The sequence below is a fragment of the Collinsella sp. OM04-5 genome (assembly GCF_003439125.1).
Lineage (GTDB): Bacteria > Actinomycetota > Coriobacteriia > Coriobacteriales > Coriobacteriaceae > Collinsella.
Genome location: NZ_QSUU01000014.1, coordinates 50,438 through 71,012, shown reverse-complemented (window position 1 = coordinate 71,012; position 20,575 = coordinate 50,438). Strand labels below are relative to the sequence as shown.

The 20,575-nt window shown below is 55.8% G+C and carries 17 protein-coding genes and 4 pseudogenes; 9 read left to right on the top strand and 12 right to left on the bottom strand.

What is annotated here, in order from left to right; translation table 11 throughout:
- Positions 1 to 150: 150 nt before the first annotated feature.
- The gene (locus DXB53_RS08780) at positions 151 to 1,386 is read right to left on the bottom strand and encodes a chloride channel protein (protein WP_199409715.1); all 1,236 of its coding nucleotides are present in this window, start codon (positions 1,384 to 1,386) and stop codon (positions 151 to 153) included.
- 317 nt (positions 1,387 to 1,703) lie between these two features.
- Between DXB53_RS08780 and DXB53_RS08775 the strand changes: the two genes are divergently transcribed.
- Both DXB53_RS08775 and DXB53_RS08770 read left to right on the top strand, forming a co-directional pair.
- Positions 1,704 to 2,405 carry an ABC transporter ATP-binding protein gene (locus tag DXB53_RS08775; protein WP_117584156.1) on the top strand — a complete coding sequence of 234 codons (702 nt, stop codon included), beginning with the start codon at positions 1,704 to 1,706 and terminating at the stop codon, positions 2,403 to 2,405.
- 5 nt (positions 2,406 to 2,410) lie between these two features.
- Positions 2,411 to 5,176 carry an FtsX-like permease family protein gene (locus DXB53_RS08770; RefSeq protein WP_233503856.1) on the top strand — a complete coding sequence of 922 codons (2,766 nt, stop codon included), beginning with the start codon at positions 2,411 to 2,413 and terminating at the stop codon, positions 5,174 to 5,176.
- 62 nt (positions 5,177 to 5,238) lie between these two features.
- On the opposite strand, the pseudogene DXB53_RS08765 reads toward DXB53_RS08770, so the two are convergent.
- From DXB53_RS08765 to DXB53_RS08745, 4 genes and pseudogenes are all read right to left on the bottom strand, one after another.
- Positions 5,239 to 5,316, bottom strand: a pseudogene (locus tag DXB53_RS08765) (helix-turn-helix domain-containing protein); the annotation flags it as partial.
- Positions 5,297 to 5,737, bottom strand: coding sequence for a sigma-70 family RNA polymerase sigma factor (locus DXB53_RS08760; protein WP_089572339.1), 441 nt, complete (start codon positions 5,735 to 5,737; stop codon positions 5,297 to 5,299). The pseudogene DXB53_RS08765 and the gene DXB53_RS08760, both read right to left, overlap by 20 nt.
- 536 nt (positions 5,738 to 6,273) lie before the next feature.
- Positions 6,274 to 7,262: pseudogene (gene rlmN / locus DXB53_RS08750) on the bottom strand (23S rRNA (adenine(2503)-C(2))-methyltransferase RlmN).
- A complete protein-coding gene (locus tag DXB53_RS08745) occupies positions 7,263 to 7,448 on the bottom strand; it encodes a cysteine-rich KTR domain-containing protein (RefSeq protein ID WP_004607970.1) in 186 nt (61 codons plus the stop codon). It abuts the pseudogene before it with no gap.
- Between the two features lie 381 nt (positions 7,449 to 7,829).
- Between DXB53_RS08745 and DXB53_RS08740 the strand changes: the two genes are divergently transcribed.
- The 3 genes and pseudogenes from DXB53_RS08740 to DXB53_RS08730 form a co-directional block, all read left to right on the top strand.
- Complete coding sequence (locus tag DXB53_RS08740) at positions 7,830 to 8,183, top strand: helix-turn-helix transcriptional regulator (RefSeq protein ID WP_089572337.1); 354 nt, start codon at positions 7,830 to 7,832, stop codon at positions 8,181 to 8,183.
- Positions 8,184 to 8,452: 269 nt separating this feature from the next.
- Positions 8,453 to 8,807, top strand: a pseudogene (gene mobC, locus DXB53_RS08735) (plasmid mobilization relaxosome protein MobC).
- A pseudogene (locus DXB53_RS08730) lies at positions 8,768 to 9,283 on the top strand (relaxase/mobilization nuclease domain-containing protein); the annotation flags it as partial. The pseudogenes mobC and DXB53_RS08730, both read left to right, overlap by 40 nt.
- A gap of 54 nt (positions 9,284 to 9,337) precedes the next feature.
- Here the strand turns inward: DXB53_RS08730 and DXB53_RS08725 are convergent.
- The 4 genes from DXB53_RS08725 to DXB53_RS08710 all read right to left on the bottom strand — a co-directional run bounded on the left by DXB53_RS08725 (position 9,338) and on the right by DXB53_RS08710 (position 13,744).
- Positions 9,338 to 9,658, bottom strand: a complete 321-nt coding sequence (locus tag DXB53_RS08725; protein WP_089572336.1) for a hypothetical protein — start codon at positions 9,656 to 9,658, stop codon at positions 9,338 to 9,340.
- A 448-nt stretch (positions 9,659 to 10,106) separates the two neighbouring features.
- A complete protein-coding gene (locus DXB53_RS08720; protein ID WP_117584155.1) occupies positions 10,107 to 11,045 on the bottom strand; it encodes a helix-turn-helix domain-containing protein in 939 nt (312 codons plus the stop codon).
- A gap of 393 nt (positions 11,046 to 11,438) precedes the next feature.
- A complete protein-coding gene (locus tag DXB53_RS08715; protein ID WP_117584154.1) occupies positions 11,439 to 12,518 on the bottom strand; it encodes a 6-phosphofructokinase in 1,080 nt (359 codons plus the stop codon).
- Between the two features lie 140 nt (positions 12,519 to 12,658).
- Positions 12,659 to 13,744 carry a carcinine hydrolase/isopenicillin-N N-acyltransferase family protein gene (locus DXB53_RS08710; RefSeq protein WP_117584153.1) on the bottom strand — a complete coding sequence of 362 codons (1,086 nt, stop codon included), beginning with the start codon at positions 13,742 to 13,744 and terminating at the stop codon, positions 12,659 to 12,661.
- A gap of 161 nt (positions 13,745 to 13,905) precedes the next feature.
- On the opposite strand from DXB53_RS08710, the gene DXB53_RS08705 reads away from it, so the two are divergent.
- The 3 genes from DXB53_RS08705 (at position 13,906) to DXB53_RS08695 (ending at position 16,374) form a co-directional block, all read left to right on the top strand.
- Positions 13,906 to 15,291: a M18 family aminopeptidase gene (locus tag DXB53_RS08705; protein WP_233503855.1), complete on the top strand. Its 1,386-nt coding sequence runs from the start codon at positions 13,906 to 13,908 to the stop codon at positions 15,289 to 15,291.
- A 215-nt stretch (positions 15,292 to 15,506) separates the two neighbouring features.
- The gene (locus tag DXB53_RS08700; RefSeq protein ID WP_117584152.1) at positions 15,507 to 15,887 is read left to right on the top strand and encodes a translation repressor RelB; all 381 of its coding nucleotides are present in this window, start codon (positions 15,507 to 15,509) and stop codon (positions 15,885 to 15,887) included.
- Positions 15,880 to 16,374, top strand: coding sequence for a PIN domain-containing protein (locus tag DXB53_RS08695; RefSeq protein WP_117584151.1), 495 nt, complete (start codon positions 15,880 to 15,882; stop codon positions 16,372 to 16,374). The genes DXB53_RS08700 and DXB53_RS08695 overlap by 8 nt, the downstream gene beginning before the upstream one ends.
- Positions 16,375 to 16,606: 232 nt before the next feature.
- Here the strand turns inward: DXB53_RS08695 and DXB53_RS08690 are convergent, their stop codons facing one another.
- The 3 genes from DXB53_RS08690 to DXB53_RS08680 form a co-directional block, all read right to left on the bottom strand.
- Positions 16,607 to 17,542 carry a D-2-hydroxyacid dehydrogenase gene (locus DXB53_RS08690; protein ID WP_117584150.1) on the bottom strand — a complete coding sequence of 312 codons (936 nt, stop codon included), beginning with the start codon at positions 17,540 to 17,542 and terminating at the stop codon, positions 16,607 to 16,609.
- Between the two features lie 133 nt (positions 17,543 to 17,675).
- Positions 17,676 to 18,563, bottom strand: coding sequence for a type I methionyl aminopeptidase (gene map / locus DXB53_RS08685; RefSeq protein ID WP_117584149.1), 888 nt, complete (start codon positions 18,561 to 18,563; stop codon positions 17,676 to 17,678).
- A gap of 160 nt (positions 18,564 to 18,723) precedes the next feature.
- Positions 18,724 to 19,500 (bottom strand): radical SAM protein, encoded by a 777-nt coding sequence (locus DXB53_RS08680; RefSeq protein WP_117584148.1) that lies wholly within the window; start codon positions 19,498 to 19,500, stop codon positions 18,724 to 18,726.
- Positions 19,501 to 19,725: 225 nt separating this feature from the next.
- Between DXB53_RS08680 and DXB53_RS08675 the strand changes: the two genes are divergently transcribed.
- Positions 19,726 to 20,523, top strand: coding sequence for an alpha/beta fold hydrolase (locus tag DXB53_RS08675; RefSeq protein WP_117584147.1), 798 nt, complete (start codon positions 19,726 to 19,728; stop codon positions 20,521 to 20,523).
- Positions 20,524 to 20,575 lie beyond the last annotated feature (52 nt).

Genomic DNA, 20,575 nt, shown 5'->3' with positions numbered 1-20,575 from the left:
ATGGAGGCTCAGACGGAAACCACGTTCCGGAATTCTGTTATAAAGCGGGATGCGCTTTCCGAATGGCGTCCCGAGCGGAAACCGTGCCCCGGAATACAGCCTCAGAGTGGGACGCCGTTTCCGGTTGAGACCACCTGCCTGGACATCGATCTACGCCCGCTCCTGCAGGGCGTAGATGGACTTATCCATGTTGAATAGGTAAGCCACAACGCAGACGATGAAGAACGCCGGCAGATTACCGAAACCGAAGACCTCGCAACCGATAAGGATTGGCGCGAGCAGCGTGTTGGTGGCGCCGCCAAAGACGGCGGCGTAGCCCAGCGCGGCGCAGAACTCGACGGGCATGCCGAGAATTCCGGCGAGCACGACACCCAGGCTTGCTCCGATGGAGAACAGCGGCGTTACCTCACCACCTTGATATCCTGCGGCAAGCGTGGCGATGGTGAGTGCGAATTTAAGCGCCCAGTCCCAAGGCATGATGGCAATCTTGCCGTTGTCGTCCAGCGCTGCCGATATCAGGTTTGTGCCAAGGCCGCAGTATCGCCCCTGCCACAGTACGAACAGAATCGCCGACAGTGCAAGGCCCATAACGGCAACGCGTATGTAAGGGTTGGGGAACAGCCGCGCTGCAAGGGTCTTGGCATGGGCAAGGCACCAGGCAAAAGCGCCGCCTACCATACCAAACGCGATACCCAACAGCGCTAGCCGTCCAAGACCGGGGAGGTCGAGCGCATACGAGGCGGTAACGGCGACCTCGAACTTCTCGAGTCCTAGGGCGCCGGAGGTCATACTTGCTGCGAGTGAGGCCGTAAGCGCGGGAAACAGCGCGCGGTATTCCATGCGTCCTGCGACCAGCACTTCGATAGCAAAGACCGTGGCTGCAAGTGGCGTTCGAAAGAGTCCGGCAAAGCCGGCAGCCATGCCGATAAGCAAAAACGTGTTGCCGGGGTCGCGGAAAGGCAAACGTCGGCCGATCCAATGTGAGACGGTTGCACCGATCTGCACGGCCACGCCCTCGCGTCCCGCGCTGCCGCCAAAGAGGTGCGTTCCCCACGTGCTCAGCATAATGAGCGGCACCAAGCGCGGGGAGATAGCGTCTTCGCGCCCGTGGCCTACGTCGAATACTAAGCTCATGCCGCGTTCGGTGCCTTTGCCCCAAGTGCGGTAGGCAAACACGATGGCAAGGCCCGCGAGGGCGAGGAGGGGAAGGAGCAGAGTGATGTGCTCGTCACGGAAGGTGCCAATCGCCAGAAGCACGCGACCAAAGAGCGCGCAGATGGCGCCAACGATAATGCCGACGGGGATTCGGACAGCGCCCATAAGCACGAGGCCGCTACAGGTGTTGACCAGGCGTTTAATCCTGCTCGATGTGCTGCTTTCTGACACTTCTCCTCCAAAACAAAAAAGACTCCTGCCGCGGCGTGATACCTAGGAGGCACCACGTAACAGCAGAAGTCATCAGCAACAAGGCGGTTTAGGGTGACGCGACAGCTTAGCTAGCGCACCCAGCGGAGACATTCATTCCGAAGCGGCATCATAGCGGTGGGCGAGGCTTGGGTCAAATGGTTGACTTGGATAGCCTCAATGCCTCGCCCACACCCGCCATTCCCCCATATAAAACCTGCCAAAATGAGCCTGTCCCTTTTTGGTGGGTGGGAAATGGGTAATACTAAAGAGTTATCCGACCAGATGGGAACCGATCGATGGCCTATATCGAATTCAAAGACGTCATCAAAGCATACGGCGAGGGCGATGCCCGCATCCACGCGCTCGACGGCGCGAGCTTTACGGTTGAGCGCGGTGAGCTTGCCATTATCCTGGGCGCCTCGGGTGCCGGCAAGACCACGGCGCTCAACATCCTGGGCGGCATGGATACGGTAACCTCTGGCACCGTGACGGTGGACGGGCGCGATGTGAGCGCCGCCAACGAGGCGCAGCTCGTGGAATACCGCCGCGCTGACGTCGGCTTTGTCTTCCAGTTCTACAATCTGGTCCCCAACCTGACGGCGCTCGAAAACGTCGAGCTCGCAGCTCAGATCTGCCCCGATTCGCTCGATGCCGAACAGACGCTTCGTCAGGTTGGTCTGGGCGAGCGCCTGGGCAACTTTCCGGCACAGCTTTCGGGCGGCGAGCAGCAGCGCGTGTCCATCGCCCGCGCACTGGCCAAGAATCCCAAGCTGCTTCTGTGCGACGAGCCCACGGGTGCACTCGACTACAAAACCGGCAAGCAAATCTTGCAGCTGCTGCAGGACACCTGCCGCAAGCAGGGCATCACGGTCATTATCATCACCCATAACTCCGCGTTGGCGCCCATGGCCGATCGCTTGATTCGCTTTAAGAGCGGTCGCGTGGAGAGCGAGACGGTCCAGCAAAATCCCGTGCCGATCGAGACGATCGAGTGGTAGCGCCCATGAATCAGGACCGCCAAAACAGCCAACGCCGCGACGCGCAGACCAAGGAGCGCGAGCGGGATTTTACGACCTATCGCACCGCCCAAAGCTCAAACGACATGGTGCCGACGGTTTTTCGCCGTGGCATCTACCGCACGATTCGCGGCAGCCTCAAACGCTTCCTGTCTATCGTCGTGATCACCGCGCTTGGCGTGAGCGTGATGTGCGGTCTTAAGGCGGGCTGCGAGGATCTGCGCGATTCGGTCGACGCCTATTTTGACCAGCAGAATGTCTATGACATTAACGTGCAGTCGACCTATGGCCTTACGCGCGACGATCTTGCGGCCATTCAAGAGGTCGACGGCGTCGAGACGGCCGAGGGCATCTATACCGAGACCGCCTACACCGCCGTGGGTACAACGCGCGAGCGCGTGGTCGTGCAGAGTCTTTCCAAGGAGAATATCGATCAACCGGTGCTGGTGAGCGGCGATTTGCCCGAGAGCGCCGGTGAGGTCGCGGTGACTTCGAAGTTCTTGAAGGCTTCGGACAAGAAAATCGGCGATACGGTGAGTTTTGCCGCCAATGACGCGAGCTCGTCGAACCAAAGCGCCAAGGACCAGTTTGCCGATGGGGATTACACTATCACGGCCGAGGTTCTCGATCCCACCGACGTGAGCTCCGACTCGACGGTTAATGCCTTTCGCGCTGCTTCGACTGCGGACTATAAGTTCTATGTGAGCGAGGACGCCGCGACATCTTCTTCTTACTCCGCGATCCACGTGACCGTCGAGGGGGCCAAGAGCCTCAACTCCTATTCGGATGCCTACACGGCAAAGATCAATGAGGTCAAGGGCAATATCGAGAAGATCCGCGAGGAGCGGGAGAAGGCGCGCGCTCAGGAGCTGACGGTCGACACGCCGGCAAGCTTGGATGCGGCCGAGCGCCAGACGAATATGCTCTTTGGGATTGAACAGGGCAACATTGACCGTATGGCCGAGGGCAGCGACGAGCGTGCGCAGGCACAAGCCGACCTGGACCAGCGCCGTGCCGCCGCCGACCAGCAGTTTACCGATGCCCGCGCCGACCTCTCTGACCTGGGCGAATGCACCTGGTACATCCAGGACCGCGGCAATATCGCAAGCTACTCGAGCGTCGAGAGCGATAGCTCGTCAATTGAGGCCATCGCCACGGTGTTCCCGTTCATCTTCTTTATCGTCGCCGTGCTCATCAGCCTCACCACCGCCACACGTATGGTCGAGGAGGAGCGCACGCTTATCGGCCTGTACAAGGCGCTCGGCTATTCACGCGGGCGTATCCTGTCCAAATATGTGGACTACTCGCTGTGGGCGTGTCTGATTGGCGGCGTACTCGGCAACATCATCGGATTTGTGGGCCTGCCGCTGTTCTTGTTTACGGTGTTCGACGACATGTACTCGCTGCCCCAGATGCTGCTTTCGTACGACATCGTGTCGTCGCTCGTGTCGGTGGCGCTGTTTGCCGTGGGCGTGGTGGGCGCCACGATTATCGCCTGCCGCCACGAGATGGCCGAGACCCCCGCCTCGCTCATGCGCCCCAAGGCCCCGCGTGCCGGCTCGCGCATCTTGCTCGAGCGCATTGGCTTTATCTGGCGCCGCATGGGCTTTTTGAATAAGGTGGCAGCGCGTAACCTGTTCCGCTACAAAAAGCGCGCCTTTATGACCATCTTTGGCATCGCGGGCTGTACGGCGCTTGTGATTTGCGGTATGGGCATCCGTGATACGTCGGTCGCGCTTTCGCCCAAGCAATACGGACATATCACGCGTTATGACCTGCTGGCGGTCGCCAACCCCGATGACTTTACGCAGGCGTGCGCGGCGCTCGATGAGCGCAGCGCGGCCAATGATTCCAACGTGACCGTGACTTCGACGCTGCCGATTATGACCGACAACGTCACCTTTACATTCGGCGGAAAGAGCGAGACCGTGCAGCTGATCGTGGTGCCCGATGACCGCACGAACAATCTGGACGACTATGTACGCCTTGAGGATGAGTCCAAAGAACCGCTCACCCTGCGTGACGGGGATGTGTATTTGAGCAAGAGCTCTCAGCTGGTGCTGGGGATCAAGCCGGGTGACACGGCTCACGTCCAGGATTCGTCGCTCAATGTTGCCAAGGTTAAAATCAGCGACATTTCGCTCAACTATCTGGGCAACACGCTTTACATGACGCAGGGCACCTATGAGCACGCGTTTGGCCGAAGCGCACGCCTTAACGGCATCCTTGCGCTGCTTAAGGGTTCGTCGGCCGATCAGATTGCGTTTACCAACCGTCTTAAGAGCGATGGGTGGATTACGCTGTCGAGTACCGCCGAGCATTGGGAAAACTATGAGGCAAACTTTACGATTATCAATTCGGTCGTGGTGCTTGTGACCTTTATGGCGGCGTGCCTGTCGTTTGTGGTGGTGTTTACGCTGTCTAATACGAATATTTCGGAGCGCGAACGCGAGCTGGCGACCATCAAGGTACTGGGCTTTCGCCGTGGCGAGGTGCACCATTACGTCAACAAGGAGACGTTGATTCTTACAGCGATTGGAGCCGCACTGGGCGTACCGCTGGGCGGCTTGCTGGCCGAGAGCTTTACCTACATTTTGCAGATGCCGTCGCTGTACTTTGACGTCGAGGTCGAACCGCTGAGCTACGTGCTCGCCGTGGTACTTTCCTTTGCCTTTACGTTTATCGTCAACCTCGCTACCAACCGTACCCTCAACAAGATCGACATGGTCGGCGCCCTCAAGAGCGCCGAGTAACCTGCCAAAAAGGGACAGGTTTATTTTGGCAGGTTTTATCTGGGCAAACGCCGGACAACCATTGTCGCTGCCACAATGACAGGATAGGGAACAAGGGCATTTTCCGGGTAGCCGGGTTCGTTACCATTCGTCCCATTCATCAGCATTTTCCTCCAGATATTTTCTTAATTTCTCAAAAGAGCTTGTCCGCCTGTACTGTATCGTGCTTCTCGACGTGTTGAACAGCTCCGCAATCTCGGTGTCGTTCATTCCCTCGAAATAGTACAGGAGTACGGCTTTGCGCTTTTCTTCCGGCAAAGTACGGATTGCTTCAAGAAGCAGCTTCGGCGTGATTTTCTTCCCGGTTTTCTCAAAGACGGTTTCGGCGGTTTCCCGTTTGAAATATTCATCAAAGGTATGAAGCTGCCGCGCTTCGTCTAAGGGCAAATCGGAAAAGGTGACTTCCCTTGCCTTATGCCTGTGCAGCTCCCTGTGAGCGTCACACGCTTCATTGTGCAGCACCGTATTACAAAACTTCTGAAAAGCACATTGTTTGTAAAACTCCCTGCTATTAGGTTCCACATTCTCACCTCCTTTCTCGTTGGAAAGTTGGTGGTGCTTCCCCCTTTTCGCGGGGCAATACGGCGTTTTTGAAAAACGCCGAAGATTTTTTGAAATTTTTTCAAAAAATTTTTTGAGCAGCAAAATACGCCTGTCCGAAAAGCCCGGACAGGCGTATGGGTATTATAAGCAGTATTTAGATGATTAGACAGTTCATAGTCAAGGGTAGAGAGGTTCCCGGCGGTGGTCGGGCTTTTTTTGATATGTCAATGACCGTCGGATTTTGTCGATAGGGTATGTGCTTCATGGCGGCTACCTCCTTTTAGCCGCCGCTTTTAACAGTGATACCGCGTCATTTCATTAGAAGATAAAAAGAAACGGCGGCTTTGGTTTTTCAAAGCTGCTGCGGAAATCAAAGAACGACAAGCAACAGTTCTGATTTTGCTCCAATATGGTTATTGGGGGCACAAATTAAATCAAAAAAGAGCCGATAACAGCAGTATTTCAAACTGCATATTATCGGCTCTGCGTCTGTGCGTCTGGCTCTTTTAATTAAATTATTTTTGTTGTTTTTTGGCTTTATTATATGTATTAGCTAACTGTCCACAAGCTGCTTTAATCTTTCTACCATGAGAAACTCTCATGGTAACTTCAAGTCCTGTTTGCTCTAATTGATGTTTGAACGCAACCATTTCTTGTTTTTGTGGTGCTCTAATTTTTGAATTACTCGTCGGGTTGTATTGCAGCACGTTAATCATAACATTTTTGCCCTTAAACCATTTTGCAAGTTGCCTTATATCTGAGGAACGGTCATTTATACCTGGTAAAAGCAAATACGCAAATACCACTTTTCGATTATGCCTTTGTGAATAGGACAATGCTTGCTTAACAACATCTTCAATAGCGTACATGTGCATATGAGGAATGATGCAGTTTCTCGCAGCCTGTGTTGCTGCATGTAAAGATATTGTCAACTGAATTTTTAGATGTTCTTCGCGCAATTTTTTTAATTGATTAACTGGACCAACTGTTGATACGGTAATGCCGTCGGTTGGAAAGTTAAGTCCATTTCTATCTCGAAGAATATGGATTGCTGCAATCAAGTTGTCGTAATTGAATAAAGGTTCTCCCATTCCCATAAAAACGATACGATTTACTTTTTGACGTATCAATATGACCTGCTGCACAATTTCAGATGGTGTTAGATTACGAACGAAACCATTGCGTCCGGACTCACAAAAAATACAACCAACAGAACAACCAACTTGCGTACTTACGCAAACAGTCCCACCATCTCGCCGTTTAATAAAAACCGTTTCGATATACCTGTTGTCTTTCAATTCATAAACATACTTTTCAGTATCGCTACTTTTATAGACTTTTTTTGTTGATATTGATAGATTTTTTTGTGAAATGGCTGTTTATACAATTCCGCATATAAGGCTCTTGCTTTATCCTCTCCAATTACTTCCGACATTTCTTTGTAAGTAAATCCGTATGGGTCATTCAATATTTCCGTAGGTGTACTTTTAGGTAAGTGTTTCATTTAATATCCTTCCTTTTGTTTTTCAGAGTTTTTGATTATGATTTCTAATTTTTCAACATCAATGATATGTGTTAATTTACATTTAGGGCAGAAAAGAGGAAAATTTCTTAATACCGTATTATAAAATACTTGAACCCTCGTCTTTCCGTTACAAATTGGACATTTTATCCAATATTTTTCAAGCATAATATTTCTCCTTTTGTGCAAAAAAATACAGGTCAATTCTCAACATGAGCATTGACCTGCATTTATACATATAACACTACAACAAAATTAAGGCATAGTTTTTATACTATGTCTATACATCGTTAGTTTTGTTGTATAGCATACGCAAAATAAGCATGACAAAAAAGCCCATATTGAAAATGGGAAAAATCTTTTTTGATTTCAATGCTTATCGAATACGCATGCTATGTAACATAAACATTTCCCCCTTTTAATAATACTATACAAAAAAAGCGGCTAATTGTCAACATATACATATGAATTATTTTGGCTAACTGATTGAATTGTGTAGACATATCCAAGAAGAAAGGGGAACAGTAAAATGTAAGAGGGTGAATAACTATGGCAAAAAGACCAGTACCACGATACGACTTCAAGGCTTTTGGGGCAGCGATAAAGGCAGCGCGTGAAGGACGCAAAGAGAGCCGCAAGAAAGTAGGCGACGAAATGTTTATCTCGCCGCGTTACCTTGCGAACATTGAGAACAAGGGGCAGCACCCAAGTTTACAGATATTCTTTGAGCTGATACAGCGTTACCATATATCCGTAGACCAATTCCTGTTAGACACGCCCGCCGCAAAGGACACGCAGCGGCGGCAGCTTGACGCGCTCCTTGACGATATGAGCGATACGGGCATACGGATTGTGACCGCAACGGCAAAAGAGATTTCCGAAGTCGAAAAAGAGGGCGAATAGGAATGTCCGGCTTAAAACTGAACAGGATTTAGAAAGCGTTGTAATCTTTTTTTGAGATTGCAGCGTTTTTCTTTTGCGGAAGTTTGGCAAAATCGCTTTTTCTCCGTAGTAAGGGATAAGAGCCTAAAAGATAAAAACATTCGTAGCAAGCATAGGAAGCGGGTACCCACTTCCGTATTTTCGCCCTCCCGCGCTGCGGCGCGTCGGTTGAAAATTGCTTGTTGGGAAGTGTCCCAAACCCTCGGAACGGAAAGGAAAGGAGCGAACACATGGACGGACGCAAAAGGACGGTGCAAATCAAATTCAGAGTGACGGAAGCGGAACGGGATTTAATACTGGAAAAAATGAAGCTCGTACCCACCCGGAACATGGCGGCATATCTGCGGAAGATTGCCATTGACGGGTATATCATTCAGATAGACCACGCCGACATAAAGGCAATGACCGCAGAGATACAGAAAATCGGTGTCAACGTCAACCAGATAGCACGCCGCGTAAACGCGACGGGGAACGCATACCAAGAGGACATAGAGGAAATCATACCAAGAGGACATAGAGGAAATAAAGGGGGTGCTTGCGGAGATATGGCGGTTACAAAGATTAAGCCTATTAAAAGCACTCTAAGCAAAGCCCTTGACTATATCGAAAACCCGGACAAGACGGACGGGAAAATGCTTGTGTCATCTTTCGGCTGCTCCTATGAAACGGCAGATATTGAGTTTGAATATACCCTGTCGCAAGCACTCCAAAAGGGGAACAATTTAGCCTTTCATCTGATACAGTCCTTTGAGCCGGGGGAAGTCGATTATCAGAAAGCCCACGAAATCGGGAAGCAGCTTGCCGACGCGGTAACAAAGGGGCAGCATGAGTATGTACTCACGACGCACATTGACAAAGGACACGTCCACAATCACATTATTTTCTGCGCCGTAAACTTCGTAGACCACCACAAATACAATTCCAACAAAAGGAGCTATTACGGCATACGGAACATGAGCGACAAGTTGTGCCGGGAGAATGGCTTGTCCGTCGTCGTTCCCGGCAAGGGCAGCAAGGGAAAGAGTTATGCAGAGTACCAAGCAGAAAAGACGGGTACAAGTTAGGTGGCCCGGCGTTTGCCCCGTTTTGCTGGGGATGTCTGTCGTTCAGTGCTCTTACTGGCCAATCCAGTGTTGCGCATAGCTCTTAATGTCCTCGGTAAAACCGTCAAGGTCATCAGGGGTGATCACACTGTCGATAAGCAAATTGGCTATCTCGCGGTGCATTGTGCTGCGGCGAATGTCGTTTGCAATTACGCCTGAGGACAGCTTGTCTCTATTGAGGCGCTCTTCTAGTGCCCAAAATCTACTGGACGCTTCGCTGTCGCCGTTCAGCATCTCAACGTACTGGCCGATGAGCTTTTCCATATAACGTTCTTGCCATTGAGGAAGCATTTTCTTAAACAGCTTCCAGTCGCTTTCGGCTACGTCGCGCATATGTCCTCCGCTCGTCAAACGGGCTTTCCAGTTGCCTTTCATTCTATTTGGTTTTCGCTCGCAGGCGTGGATGAGAGGCTCCCTTTAGCCTTCGAGATTGGGCTTGAATGGGTGGTATGCCACAAAATGGGCCTATCTACTACGTTTGCTACCACACCCTCGACCATGACAAAGATTATGAAATTAAAACCGCAGGTAGAGGGCTTGTCAATTTTCAAAAAAGCGGGTATGGTCGGCCCTCTCGAGTTAAACGTAGTAAATAGGCCCTTTTCTTGGCGCGCGGTCAGCTCAATGCTAATCTCCGTGCCGGAACTGACCCAGTTGTTTGTAAGTTGCGGTGATATACGGACTGTTTTGGCGCTTTGGAGCCTCAAAACAGTCCCTATATCACCGCAACTTGAAAGGGGCGGGCGGTGTCGGATGAGTGGCGCTGGCTGGTTGGGGTGGTTTAGGCCTGTTTGCGGCACTTCCATTGTTTGCGACACCAGCGCATGAGCGCCTTTACGATGGGAATCGTGATGAGGATGGCCCATGCGGGATGGGGCTGCCCCAGGCAAAGCCACATATAGAGAAACCATGCAATGGCGGCTGCTGGATAGACGCATTCAATGAGCTTTGACAAATGGCGTCGATCGATAAAGTCACCAATTGCGTAGTAGACGGGAACCAAAAAGACGAGGAAAAGCCCCATGCCCCATGTGCCGTAGACAATGCCGAGCGCCAGATAGGCGAGAGTGACAAGTGCGGGGAAGGGAAACTTGTTCCATGCACGTCCGACCTTGGTGTGGAAATACTTGCCATGATGGTCGAGCTTGTCGTGTGCTTCCTTCCAGCTGGAGAACGTCTCGCCGTCGATGGTGACGGTGCCGTCGTCATTGGTACGCACGCTATGTCCATCGTCCTCAAGCGTATCGATATGCACGCCGCCCGGCCCCACATGCACCTCTTCGCCCTTGCGCTTGTTGGTCACATGGATGCCGCTCCAACCAACATGGACTTCCTCGCCTTTATTGGGATCAATGACGTGGATACCGCGCGCGAGGGAAATATCGACAAGTGGCTTATCGCTGCAATCAGCGTGTTCAGTAGAAGCCTCAGCCTCCTCAGCCTTATCTGAAGCTTTGGTGCCGGCGTTGCTGTTCTGCGCCTCATCATCAGCCTGCGAGTCGTCAGTGCTATCCACCGCCTCCCCATACAGCAGCTCATCCAGCGACACGCCATACAGCGCGGCGAGCGCAATAAGGTTATCGGTATCGGGAGAGGATTCGCTGCGCTCCCATTTACTGACAGCCTGACGACTCACACCCAGCTGGGCGGCAAGCGCCTCCTGAGAAAGCCCAGCAGCCTTGCGGCGATCGACGAGCCGCTGTGCCATCGCAAGATCCATGACAGTTCCTTTCATGTGGTGACCGTAATCGAATGAGCCGAGTATGCCGAGAACAACCGGTAGCGACCACCATTTCTAGTTAGAATCTGCCCCAACCCTACCGCAACTACCGGTAGCACCCCCTAACGACCAGCCATTTCAGGACAAATGTCAGTGCTACTCTCAGCTAAGAGCCTGCAACATCCCAAAATCTCAGCCCACGCACCCGCAGCAAGAAGACGAATAGCCTCGGCCTCCCTAGTTACCGCAGGAGGCCTCAGGGCTTACATCCCAAATCTTTCCGCAGGACGGAAGGACCCCGCCGCGCGAAGCGCACGGCGGGGTCCTGACATGTCCGAGGACGATTTGGGATGTAAGCCCTGGGGTCTCCGATGAGAGCAGTTTCGGCCGAGGCTATTCGTCGCCGAAGCTGATGCCCAACGCCTTGGCCTCGCGTACCAGATCGCTCTGGGGGTCGACAAACTTGAGCTTGCCGGCGACCTCCTCGAGCGGCATGTGGCACATCTTGCCGTCACGCAGGGCAATCATGTAGCCAAACTCGCCGCGTAGGCAGCCAAGCGCTGCCTCGACGCCGCACTGGGTCGCAAAGATGCGGTCCTGGGCGTCGGGCTGGCCGCCGCGCTGCGTGTGACCGGGGATGGCGACGCGGGTCTCGCGACCGGTCTTGGCCTCGATCTCCTTGGCGATGTCGTACACGATTGACGGGCTCGTGCGCTCGGCGAGCTTCTTCTTGTACTCCTTCTTGGACAGTGCCGCGTCCTCCTTGGAGATGGCGCCCTCGGCGACGGCTACGATGGTAAAGCGGCTGCCGGTCTCCATGCGATGCTCGATGGTCTTGATGACGTTATCCATGTCGTAGGGGATCTCGGGAATCAGGATGACGTCCGCGCCGCCCGCGACGCCGGCATACAGCGGAATCCAACCGACCTTGTGGCCCATGATCTCGATGACAAACACGCGGCCGTGACTCGAGGCAGTGGTGTGGATGTCGTCGATGCACTTGGTGGCGACGTCGATGGCGCTCGTAAAGCCAAACGTCAGCTCGGTGCCCCAGGTGTCGTTATCGATGGTCTTGGGCAGGGCGATAACGTTGAGGCCCTCTTCGCGCAGGCGGTTGGCGGTCTTGGTGGAGCCGTTACCGCCCAGCATAAACAGGCAGTCGAGCTGCAGCTTATGATAGGTGTGGACCATTGCGGGCACCTTCTCGACGCCGTCGGCCTCGGGAATGTCCAGGCGCTTGAACGGCGTGCGGCTCGTGCCCAGGATGGTGCCGCCGCGGGTGAGGATGCCGCTAAAATCGGCGGGCGTCATGACGCGGAACCTGCTGTAGATAAGGCCCTGGTAGCCGTCCTCAAAACCATAGATCTCAATAGGCTCTTCGCTATTGGTCATAAGCGTTTTGACAATGCCGCGCATGGTGGCGTTGAGCGCTTGACAGTCGCCGCCACTGGTAAGAAGACCGATCCTAAGCATGATGAATCCTTCCGGGCAAGTTATAACATGCGCATAAGTTTACCCCCGCACACTGTTGATACGGGGGTAAAACGTGTTAGCTCAAGCGTATAGAAATGTAAACAACGCCAGGCGAGCGTAAAGTCGACGGGCCTGGCTCCTTACAGTGCGAATGCGTCGATGTCGCCCCAGTGGCGGCGCAGCGTGATGGCGGCAGCAGGCTCGGTGTTGTCAAAGACGACCGACCACTGCGTGTTGCTGGTGATGTCTTCCGGATTGGGCTCTTGCGCTGCAGCGCGTAGGGCCTTCCAAGCGACTGCCTCGTCTTGGGCGCCGGTATGGGCGTCGAGGACATCGGCGATTGCGGCGGCGCGCTCTTTACCATGGCCTAGCTCGCCATTCTTTTGGTTAGGCAGCACTTCGTCGCCATAGCAGGCGTAGAAGTTCGTAACCTGGGTTACAGGAGTCGCTTTGAAAGCGCGGTCCGGATCGCGCGGATCCCACTCTACTACGCGCGCGTCACCGGCGGCGTCGTTTATAAAGAAGTGGTAATCGCGTCCTGCCATGGCGTGCATGTCGTAGGCGGAAAGCAGGTCGACAGCTTCTTGCGTGGTGGCGGCACGGTCGAGCACCAGACGGATGGCGAGCGAGGTATTGATGACGGGGCGCTGCGTGTCCTGGTCACAGGGTTTGGAATCCAGGGTGAGCACGGCAATGGACACGCCACATTCGTTGACGCCGTCGAGCTGGGCAAACGGGCCCATGAGTGCGGCGGCGCGTCCGGCGACGGAGTCAAGCGGAGTGTTATCGCCCAGGTTGTTAAGGGCGGCAAACCCGATGGAGGCATAGCCGCCGCGTGGGTGATTGCGCACCAGCAGCGCCGAGGTGTCGTCCTTAAAGTCGTAATTGCGACCGGTACGCACGCGGCCTTCGGCATCTACGGCGACAAAAGCGCTGCAGGCAAACTGGGGCGCCTGGACATGTGCCGGCACACCGGGCAGCACCTGCGCCACCACGGCATCGATGTAGGCCTGGTCGTCGCGTACGCCGGCGGCGATGATGCGATCAAGATCGTAGTCGTAGGCGATGTCGATTGCGTACAGGTCATAGCCATCCGCGTAGCCGGTCAAGCGTTTGAGCGACGCGGCGGACTTGATTTGCTTGTGATAAACGATACCGGTGGCAGCGGCAAGGCCGACGGCGACACCCGCGACACCGCAGGCGATGGCAATGTTACGTGGCTTCATGACGGCTCCTCTCGTCCTGTTAGCGCAATTGTCGCAAAAGGAGCGCGGACATGATGGCTCAACTTGGTGAGCGGCGCGGAATTAAGCACGGAATGAAGAGTGCGGCGCTGGCGTGGCGGGGTATGCTGGAGGGGACCATCAACCCAGCGAAAGGGGAGAGCATGACGGATCAGGAAACGATCGAGCGCGTGCACGTGACGGCCGACGATATCGAGGCCTCCAACGACCTTATCGACTTTATCGAGGCATGCCCCAGCATGTTCCATACGGCAGCGACCATTATGGCCGAACTCGACGAGGCGGGCTTTACCTACCTGCCCGAGAACGCAGCGTGGGACATCGAGCCGGGCGGGCGTTATTACACGCAGCGCAACACCTCGAGCGTCGTTGCCTTTAAGGTGGGCGAAGACCTGGCCGCTACGTGGGGCGAGGACGGCGTTGCCGGCGACTATCATTTTCAACTCACGGCGTCACACAGCGATTCGCCGACGTTTAAGGTTAAGGCCGTGCCCGAGCTCGACGGCGCGGGCGAGACGCTGCGCCTGAACACCGAGGCCTACGGCGGCATGATCGACTACACCTGGTTCGATCGCCCGCTGGCACTTGCGGGCCGCGTGCTGGTGCGCGAGGGCGACCGTATCGAGAGCCGCTTGCTCGCTACCGAGCGCGAAGTTGCCATTATCCCGAGCCTTGCCATCCATATGAATCGTGGCGTTAACGAGGGCTTTGCGCCCAACCGAGCTGTCGACCTGTGCCCGCTCATCAGCGCCGGCGACCTTAAGCAGGGAGATTTTGACGCCCTGATCGCCGACGAACTGGACGTTGAGCCCGAGCAAATTTTGGGTCGCGACCTGTTCCTGGTCAATCGTCAGGATGCACGCATTTGGGGCTGGGCCGACGAGTTTATCTCGACGCCCAAGCTCGACGACCTGGCCTGCGCCTACACCTCGCTGCAGGCATTTTTGGGTGCCGAGAATGCGCACGACGTTTCGGTCTTTTGCTGCTTTGATAACGAGGAGGTTGGCTCCGAGACCAAGCAGGGCGCCATGTCGACGTTCTTGGCCGACGCGCTGCGCCGCATCAACGGGTCGCTGGGCTTCGATGACGAGTCGTACCACCGCGCACTTGCCGCTTCGATGCTCGTGAGCTGCGACAACGCGCATGCCGTGCACCCCAACCACGCCGAGAAGTGCGACGCCCGCAACCAGGTTGTGCTTAACGGCGGCATCGTCATCAAGGAGGCCGCCAACCAGCACTACTGCACCGACGCCTTTAGCCGCGCGGTGTTCCAGGCCATTTGCGATGACGCCGACGTGCCCACGCAGGCCTTTGCCAACAAGAGCGATATGGCCGGCGGTTCTACCCTGGGCAATCTGTCCAATATGCAGGCGAGCATGCATGCCGTGGACGTGGGCCTGCCGCAGCTTGCCATGCACTCGAGCTACGAGACCGGCGGCGTGCGCGACGTAATGTACGCCATCCGCGCCCTCACCGCCTTCTACGAGCGTGACCTGACCATCAACGGCGCCGAAAGAGTGGAGCTCTAAAACCTGCCAAAAAGGGACAGGTTTATTTTGGCAGGTTTTATCTGGGCGAATGCAAAGGGTGAAACCGAACTAGATCTGCGATACGTGGCCGCCGAGGTGCAGTGCGCCTCGGCGGCTTTTTGTGTACAGAGTACGGCTAATGCTTATAAATGCTATACATGCTTTACGTATCTACCATAGAGCTTTATGATATTTTGAAGTATTAAGGAGGGGTCATGACCACAACAGCCGCTCAGATCAACGTACGTCTCGATGCCGATCTTAAAAGGAGTGGGGACGCCGCTCTCTCCAAGGCCGGTATGACGCCGAGCCAAGCGGTGCGAGCGCTCTGGCAGCTTGCAGCATCGCTGGCCGATCGCCCCGGTGCGCTCGAGGATATCCTGCTGCCCAGTCGTGCCCGGGCGGAACAGCGCGAGCGCGAAAAGGCCGCCAAACGTAAGCTCGAGCTTATGGATCAGGGGTCGAAGCTGTTCGCTGCCGCTTGCTGTGAGTCGGGAATCGATATGGTCAAGGCTCAGCCATCGGACGACGAAGAGCTCAAACGGAATGCCTATGCGGATCGCTATGGCGAGGAGATGAGCTGGCTCTATGAGTGAGACTCCAAAGCGCATCTTGGTTGACACCAACGTGTGGCTCGATTACTTCATTCCCTCACGACGTGGTCGTTCGGTGGCGATTGAGTTTTTACGCGATGCATGCACGGCGCAGGTTGATTTGCTGTATGCGGCGACATCGTCCAAAGACCTGTTTTATTTGATTTCAAGCGAACATAAGGCATGGTATCGGCGAGAGCACGGTTCGCTTTCCCAGTATGCCGCTACGGTAGCGACTTCGCTTGCATGGGATTGTCTTAGCGTGCTGTCGCAGCTTGCCACGCCAGTGCCCTGTGACCTGAGCGACATCTGGATGGCGAGCAGACAGCGTGAGCTCCATAGCGATTACGAAGACGATTTAATCATTGCGGCAGCGATACGCGCTCAAGCAGATTTACTGGTCACCAACGATGTCAAGCTCTGTTCGCATGCTCCCGTCGCAGCAATGAACGTCGAAAACGCAAGAAACTATCTAACAACGCTTAAATAGCGCTAGACCCCTCTGGTCGAATAATGGTCAGCGAGAGTCCACAGGTAGGGCCGCGCCAGCAAAGCGCCGCAGGTTGAGCAAACGTCAGCGAGCGGTGTCCAGGGCGAACAAGTTGGCATGAAAAAGGCAAGGCATAGACCTTCTGGTCATGCCTTGCCTTTTGAATGACAAATTGTCGCCCTGGGCGGCGCGCAGCGTCGGCCGGTCCGCCGTTCGTTAGAACGGCGGAACCCTAATGTTCGATCCAGCAGCGCAGGGTCTCGCCGGCCTGCAGGTGACGCAGATTCTCCGCGGCGATGTCGACGACGTTGTTGAGCGTGGCTGCCAGGTGGAACCAGCCGGAGACGTGCGGCGTGATGAGCATGTTGGGCGCATCCCACAGGGGGCTTGTCGCGGGCAGCGGTTCGGGGTCGGTGACGTCGACCGCGGCGCCGGCGAGATGTCCCGACTCCAGAACGGCAACCAAGTCATCGGTGACCACAAGGTCGCCGCGGCCGCCGTTGGCAAAGAAGGCACCTGGTTTCATCGCGGCAAAGAACTCGGCGTTCGCCAGACCGCGGGTCTCGGGCGTGCTCGGCATAAAGGATGCGACGATGTCGGCCTCTGCCAGGCGCTCAGGTAGGGCGTCCATGCCGTCCATGTCCTCAAACACAATGGGGTAGACGAGTGGATGGCGCTTGATGCCGCGGACGTGCGCGCCCATGCCGCGGCAGAGCGTGGCAAAGTGACCGCCGATATCGCCCGCGCCCAGCACCAGCACGTTGGCGTTTTTGAGCGAGGTAACTGGCCCCAAATCCTCCCAGCGATGTTCGCGCTGCAAGTCGTGATAGCCGGGCAGGCGCTTCATCATGGAAAGGACCATGGCAAACATGTGCTCGCTCACGGCCTGGCCGTAGGCGCCCACCGAGCAAGACAGTTTGGCGTCGGCTGGCACGGTGCCGGCGGCAAGGTAGTCGTCATAGCCGGCGGTCTGCAATTGCAGCAGCTGGAGATGCTCGCATGCCGTGAGCATGTCAGAGTCGATGTTGCCCAAGATCACGTCGGCGTTGGCGACTTGTTCGCGCGTGATAGCGTCGGCGCTCGTGTAGATAAAGTCCTCGCCCGGAGCGCTCGACTCAAGAATTGCGCGATGGTGGTCGTTGACGGGCAGCAAAACCAAGATGTTCACAAGTAGTCCTTTCCGCTTGACCCGCCAAAAAGGGACAGGTTTATTTTGGCGGGTTTTATCAGGCAAAACGCTATAAAAACGCCGGGCTTCGCGATGGTTAACATATCCATCGTGAAGCCCGGCGCATCCACGGCTACCAGCTCAGCAGCTCGTAGCCGTCCTCGGTCACCACGAGCTGTACCTCGCACTGGGCCGAATCGCTGCCGTCCTTGGTGCGCACGCACCAGCCGTCGCCCTTGCTGATCTTGATGTCGGGCGCTCCGGCGTTGACCATGGGCTCGATGGTAAAGACCATGCCCGGCACCATGATGGTGTCCACATCGGGCGCCTCGGTGGTAAAGCCCACAAACGGGTCCTCGTGGAACTCCTTACCGATGCCGTGTCCGCCGTACTCGCGCACCACGCTAAAGCCGGCGTCCTCGACGGTCTTTTGTACTGCCTCGGCCATAACGGAGAGCGGTAGCCATGGCTTGACGGCTGCCAGACCCGCCTCCACGCTGGCACGGGTGACGTCGACCAGGCGCTGGCGCTCGGCCGAGACCTCGCCGATGCAGAACATGCGGCTCGAATCACTAAAGTAACCGTCCAAGATCGTGGAGCAGTCTACGTTGATGATGTCGCCCTCGTGCAGCACGTCCGTATCGCAGGGAATGCCGTGGCAGACCACATCATTGATCGAGGTGCACACGCTCTTGGGGTAGCCCTCGTAGTTGAGGTCGGCCGGCGTGCCACCGTGCTCGACGGTGTAGTCGTAGATCATCTGGTCGATCTGGTTGGTGGTCATGCCTGCGGCGATATGCTCGCCCACATAATCGAGCACGCCCACGTTGATGGCTGCCGAGCGCTTGATGCCCTCGATATCGGCGGGAGTCTTGTAGAGCGTGCGAGGCAGAACCTCCCAGCCTTCTTCCCACAAGCGCTCGAGGCGCTCATCAAAGGCGCTATGGCATTTCTTGTATTTCTTGCCGCTGCCGCACCAGCAAGCGTCGTTGCGACCGGGCACGGGTCCTTTGTCATACATGGCTAACTTCCTTTCATTCGCAGCTAGTATAGCCCACCCACGCGGCCATAAAAGTTGCGGTGATATAGTTCCGATTTAAGCGGTTTAACAGCACAAATAGGAACTATATCACCGCAACTGATGGGGCGGGATGGCGGGCACTAGCTGCTGCGTGGTTTTGCTAGTAGCTCACCTGGCAGGGAATACCGAGGGCGCGCACGCGCGCGGCAATGGCGTCGAGCACCTCGGGCGCTGCTTTGGCAAGGCCGGCGACTGGTGTCTCGCGCGCGACCGTGTAGATGGTCGCCTCCTGCGGACGAATGCGCTCAAGCGCCGCGAGCCAGGGGGCAACATACTCCTCGCCGGTATTGTCGATGAGCTTGCCCTGATACTCGCCGGTCAAAAAGATCGTCTGGATAATAACGTGACCGTCAAAGCTTGCGAACGTCTCGATCTGGTGTTCGACGTTGTAGGGGCCAACAGGCTGGTCGAGCAGCTGGATAAACGCCGGGTCGACGGTATCGAGCTTAAGAATGTTGTCGTCGACCATCATGAGCGCGTCGTGCACCTCGGGGCGGTCGGCGCGTGTGCCGTTGGAGAGCACGGCGATCTTGGAGTTTGGGGCAAGCTCGTCGCGCAGTGCGACGGCGCCGGCGATGGCCCGTGGAAACTCCGGTGCGGCGGTGGGCTCGCCGTTGCCTGCGAAGGTGATTACATCGGGGAGCTCGCCCTCGGCTGCCATCTCGCGCAGCTTTGCCTCGAGCGCTTCGAGTACCACGGCAGCCGTGTTATACGGCTCATGGCAGGGGCGCTCGGCGTTGAGGCCGTTCTCGCAGTAGATGCAGTCGAACGTGCAGATTTTGCCGCTGGCCGGCATCATGTTGACGCCGAGCGAGAGACCAAGGCGACGGCTGCGAACGGGCCCAAAGATGGGGCTGGCATTCAAAAACGTAGACATAGGCATATGCTCCTCAAGACAATTGTGCCTAAGCATAGCATCGGCTCCAAAGCAAGGTGTGGGCTCTTGCTTTACAAGTTTCGTTTTTTCACGTCGCTCATGATGCCGTGCCATGAAAAGCCTCGGGTCGGGTAAAGTTAATCTGTTAACAAGGTGTAAGGCAATGCGGGTCTATCCAACCGCACTGACGTGCAACTGGATGAGCATTGATGACGGGGGCACAACATGGATTTTACGGTCGAGAATGCGGGCACCACGATCGCCTGTCGCGAATATGTCGGCCCGGATGTGTCGCCTGATGCTCCTGCCTTGGTGTGCGTGCACGGCGCTTGTGTCGACGGCACATTTTTTGACGGTATCGCTTGTGAGCTCAGCCGCAACTACCGCGTAATTGCCTACGACCGCCGCGGCTGCGGTGGCAGCAGCGATGCGGCAGACGGCAGCTATGATCTTGCCGCTCAGGCCGCCGACCTGCAAGCCGTGATCGAACACGTTGGCGCTCCGGCAAATGTGCTTGCGCATAGCGCCGGTACGTTGGTGGCGCTGGAGCTTCTTCGCACCGAACCCCATCTCGTTGCCCGTGCGATTCTGCATGAGCCGGCTGTGTCGGACAAAGGCGTCGGTATGGGCGCAGCTCCGGTTTTGCTCGATATGATTGCGGCGGGAAAGGTTTCAAGGGCGCTCCGGCTTTTCTTGGGAGCCCTCGGCGACTTGGACCCCGAGGCTCCTGGAACGACCGAAGCGGAAGCCAAACATGCCCTGCGCAACGGCCGCAGTTTCATGGCAAACGAATACGGGATTGCTATGACCTGCGTTCCCGATTGGGATAGCGTTCGCGCGTCAAAAACGGTGGCCGCCGTGCTCCTGGGCGAGCTCTCGATTGGCACATCCCGCGAGGCTGGTACGCGAGCGGCTGCCGAATATCTCGATTGCCCCCTCGTGACAATCCCGGGCGCGCACAACGGCCTGCGCGATCGCCCGGCAGCGGCTGCCCAGACTGTCCGTAGCATCCTGGAGCTCTAGCAGCCGTAAAAATCAAAACAGTCTTCACTCGCAAACGTTTCGGCCGTGTTAA

Excerpts from the sequence above, each read along its gene's own strand:
- DXB53_RS08775 (WP_117584156.1), top strand. The coding sequence starts at position 1,704 with ATGGCCTATATCGAATTCAAAGACGTCATCAAAGCATACGGCGAGGGC.
- DXB53_RS08770 (WP_233503856.1), top strand. The coding sequence starts at position 2,411 with ATGAATCAGGACCGCCAAAACAGCCAACGCCGCGACGCGCAGACCAAG.
- DXB53_RS08745 (WP_004607970.1), bottom strand. The coding sequence starts at position 7,448 with ATGCTTGAAAAATATTGGATAAAATGTCCAATTTGTAACGGAAAGACG.
- DXB53_RS08740 (WP_089572337.1), top strand. The coding sequence starts at position 7,830 with ATGGCAAAAAGACCAGTACCACGATACGACTTCAAGGCTTTTGGGGCA.
- DXB53_RS08725 (WP_089572336.1), bottom strand. The coding sequence starts at position 9,658 with ATGCGCGACGTAGCCGAAAGCGACTGGAAGCTGTTTAAGAAAATGCTT.
- DXB53_RS08720 (WP_117584155.1), bottom strand. The coding sequence starts at position 11,045 with ATGGATCTTGCGATGGCACAGCGGCTCGTCGATCGCCGCAAGGCTGCT.
- DXB53_RS08715 (WP_117584154.1), bottom strand. The coding sequence starts at position 12,518 with ATGCTTAGGATCGGTCTTCTTACCAGTGGCGGCGACTGTCAAGCGCTC.
- DXB53_RS08710 (WP_117584153.1), bottom strand. The coding sequence starts at position 13,744 with ATGAAGCCACGTAACATTGCCATCGCCTGCGGTGTCGCGGGTGTCGCC.
- DXB53_RS08705 (WP_233503855.1), top strand. The coding sequence starts at position 13,906 with ATGACGGATCAGGAAACGATCGAGCGCGTGCACGTGACGGCCGACGAT.
- DXB53_RS08700 (WP_117584152.1), top strand. The coding sequence starts at position 15,507 with ATGACCACAACAGCCGCTCAGATCAACGTACGTCTCGATGCCGATCTT.
- DXB53_RS08695 (WP_117584151.1), top strand. The coding sequence starts at position 15,880 with ATGAGTGAGACTCCAAAGCGCATCTTGGTTGACACCAACGTGTGGCTC.
- map (WP_117584149.1), bottom strand. The coding sequence starts at position 18,563 with ATGTATGACAAAGGACCCGTGCCCGGTCGCAACGACGCTTGCTGGTGC.
- DXB53_RS08680 (WP_117584148.1), bottom strand. The coding sequence starts at position 19,500 with ATGTCTACGTTTTTGAATGCCAGCCCCATCTTTGGGCCCGTTCGCAGC.
- DXB53_RS08675 (WP_117584147.1), top strand. The coding sequence starts at position 19,726 with ATGGATTTTACGGTCGAGAATGCGGGCACCACGATCGCCTGTCGCGAA.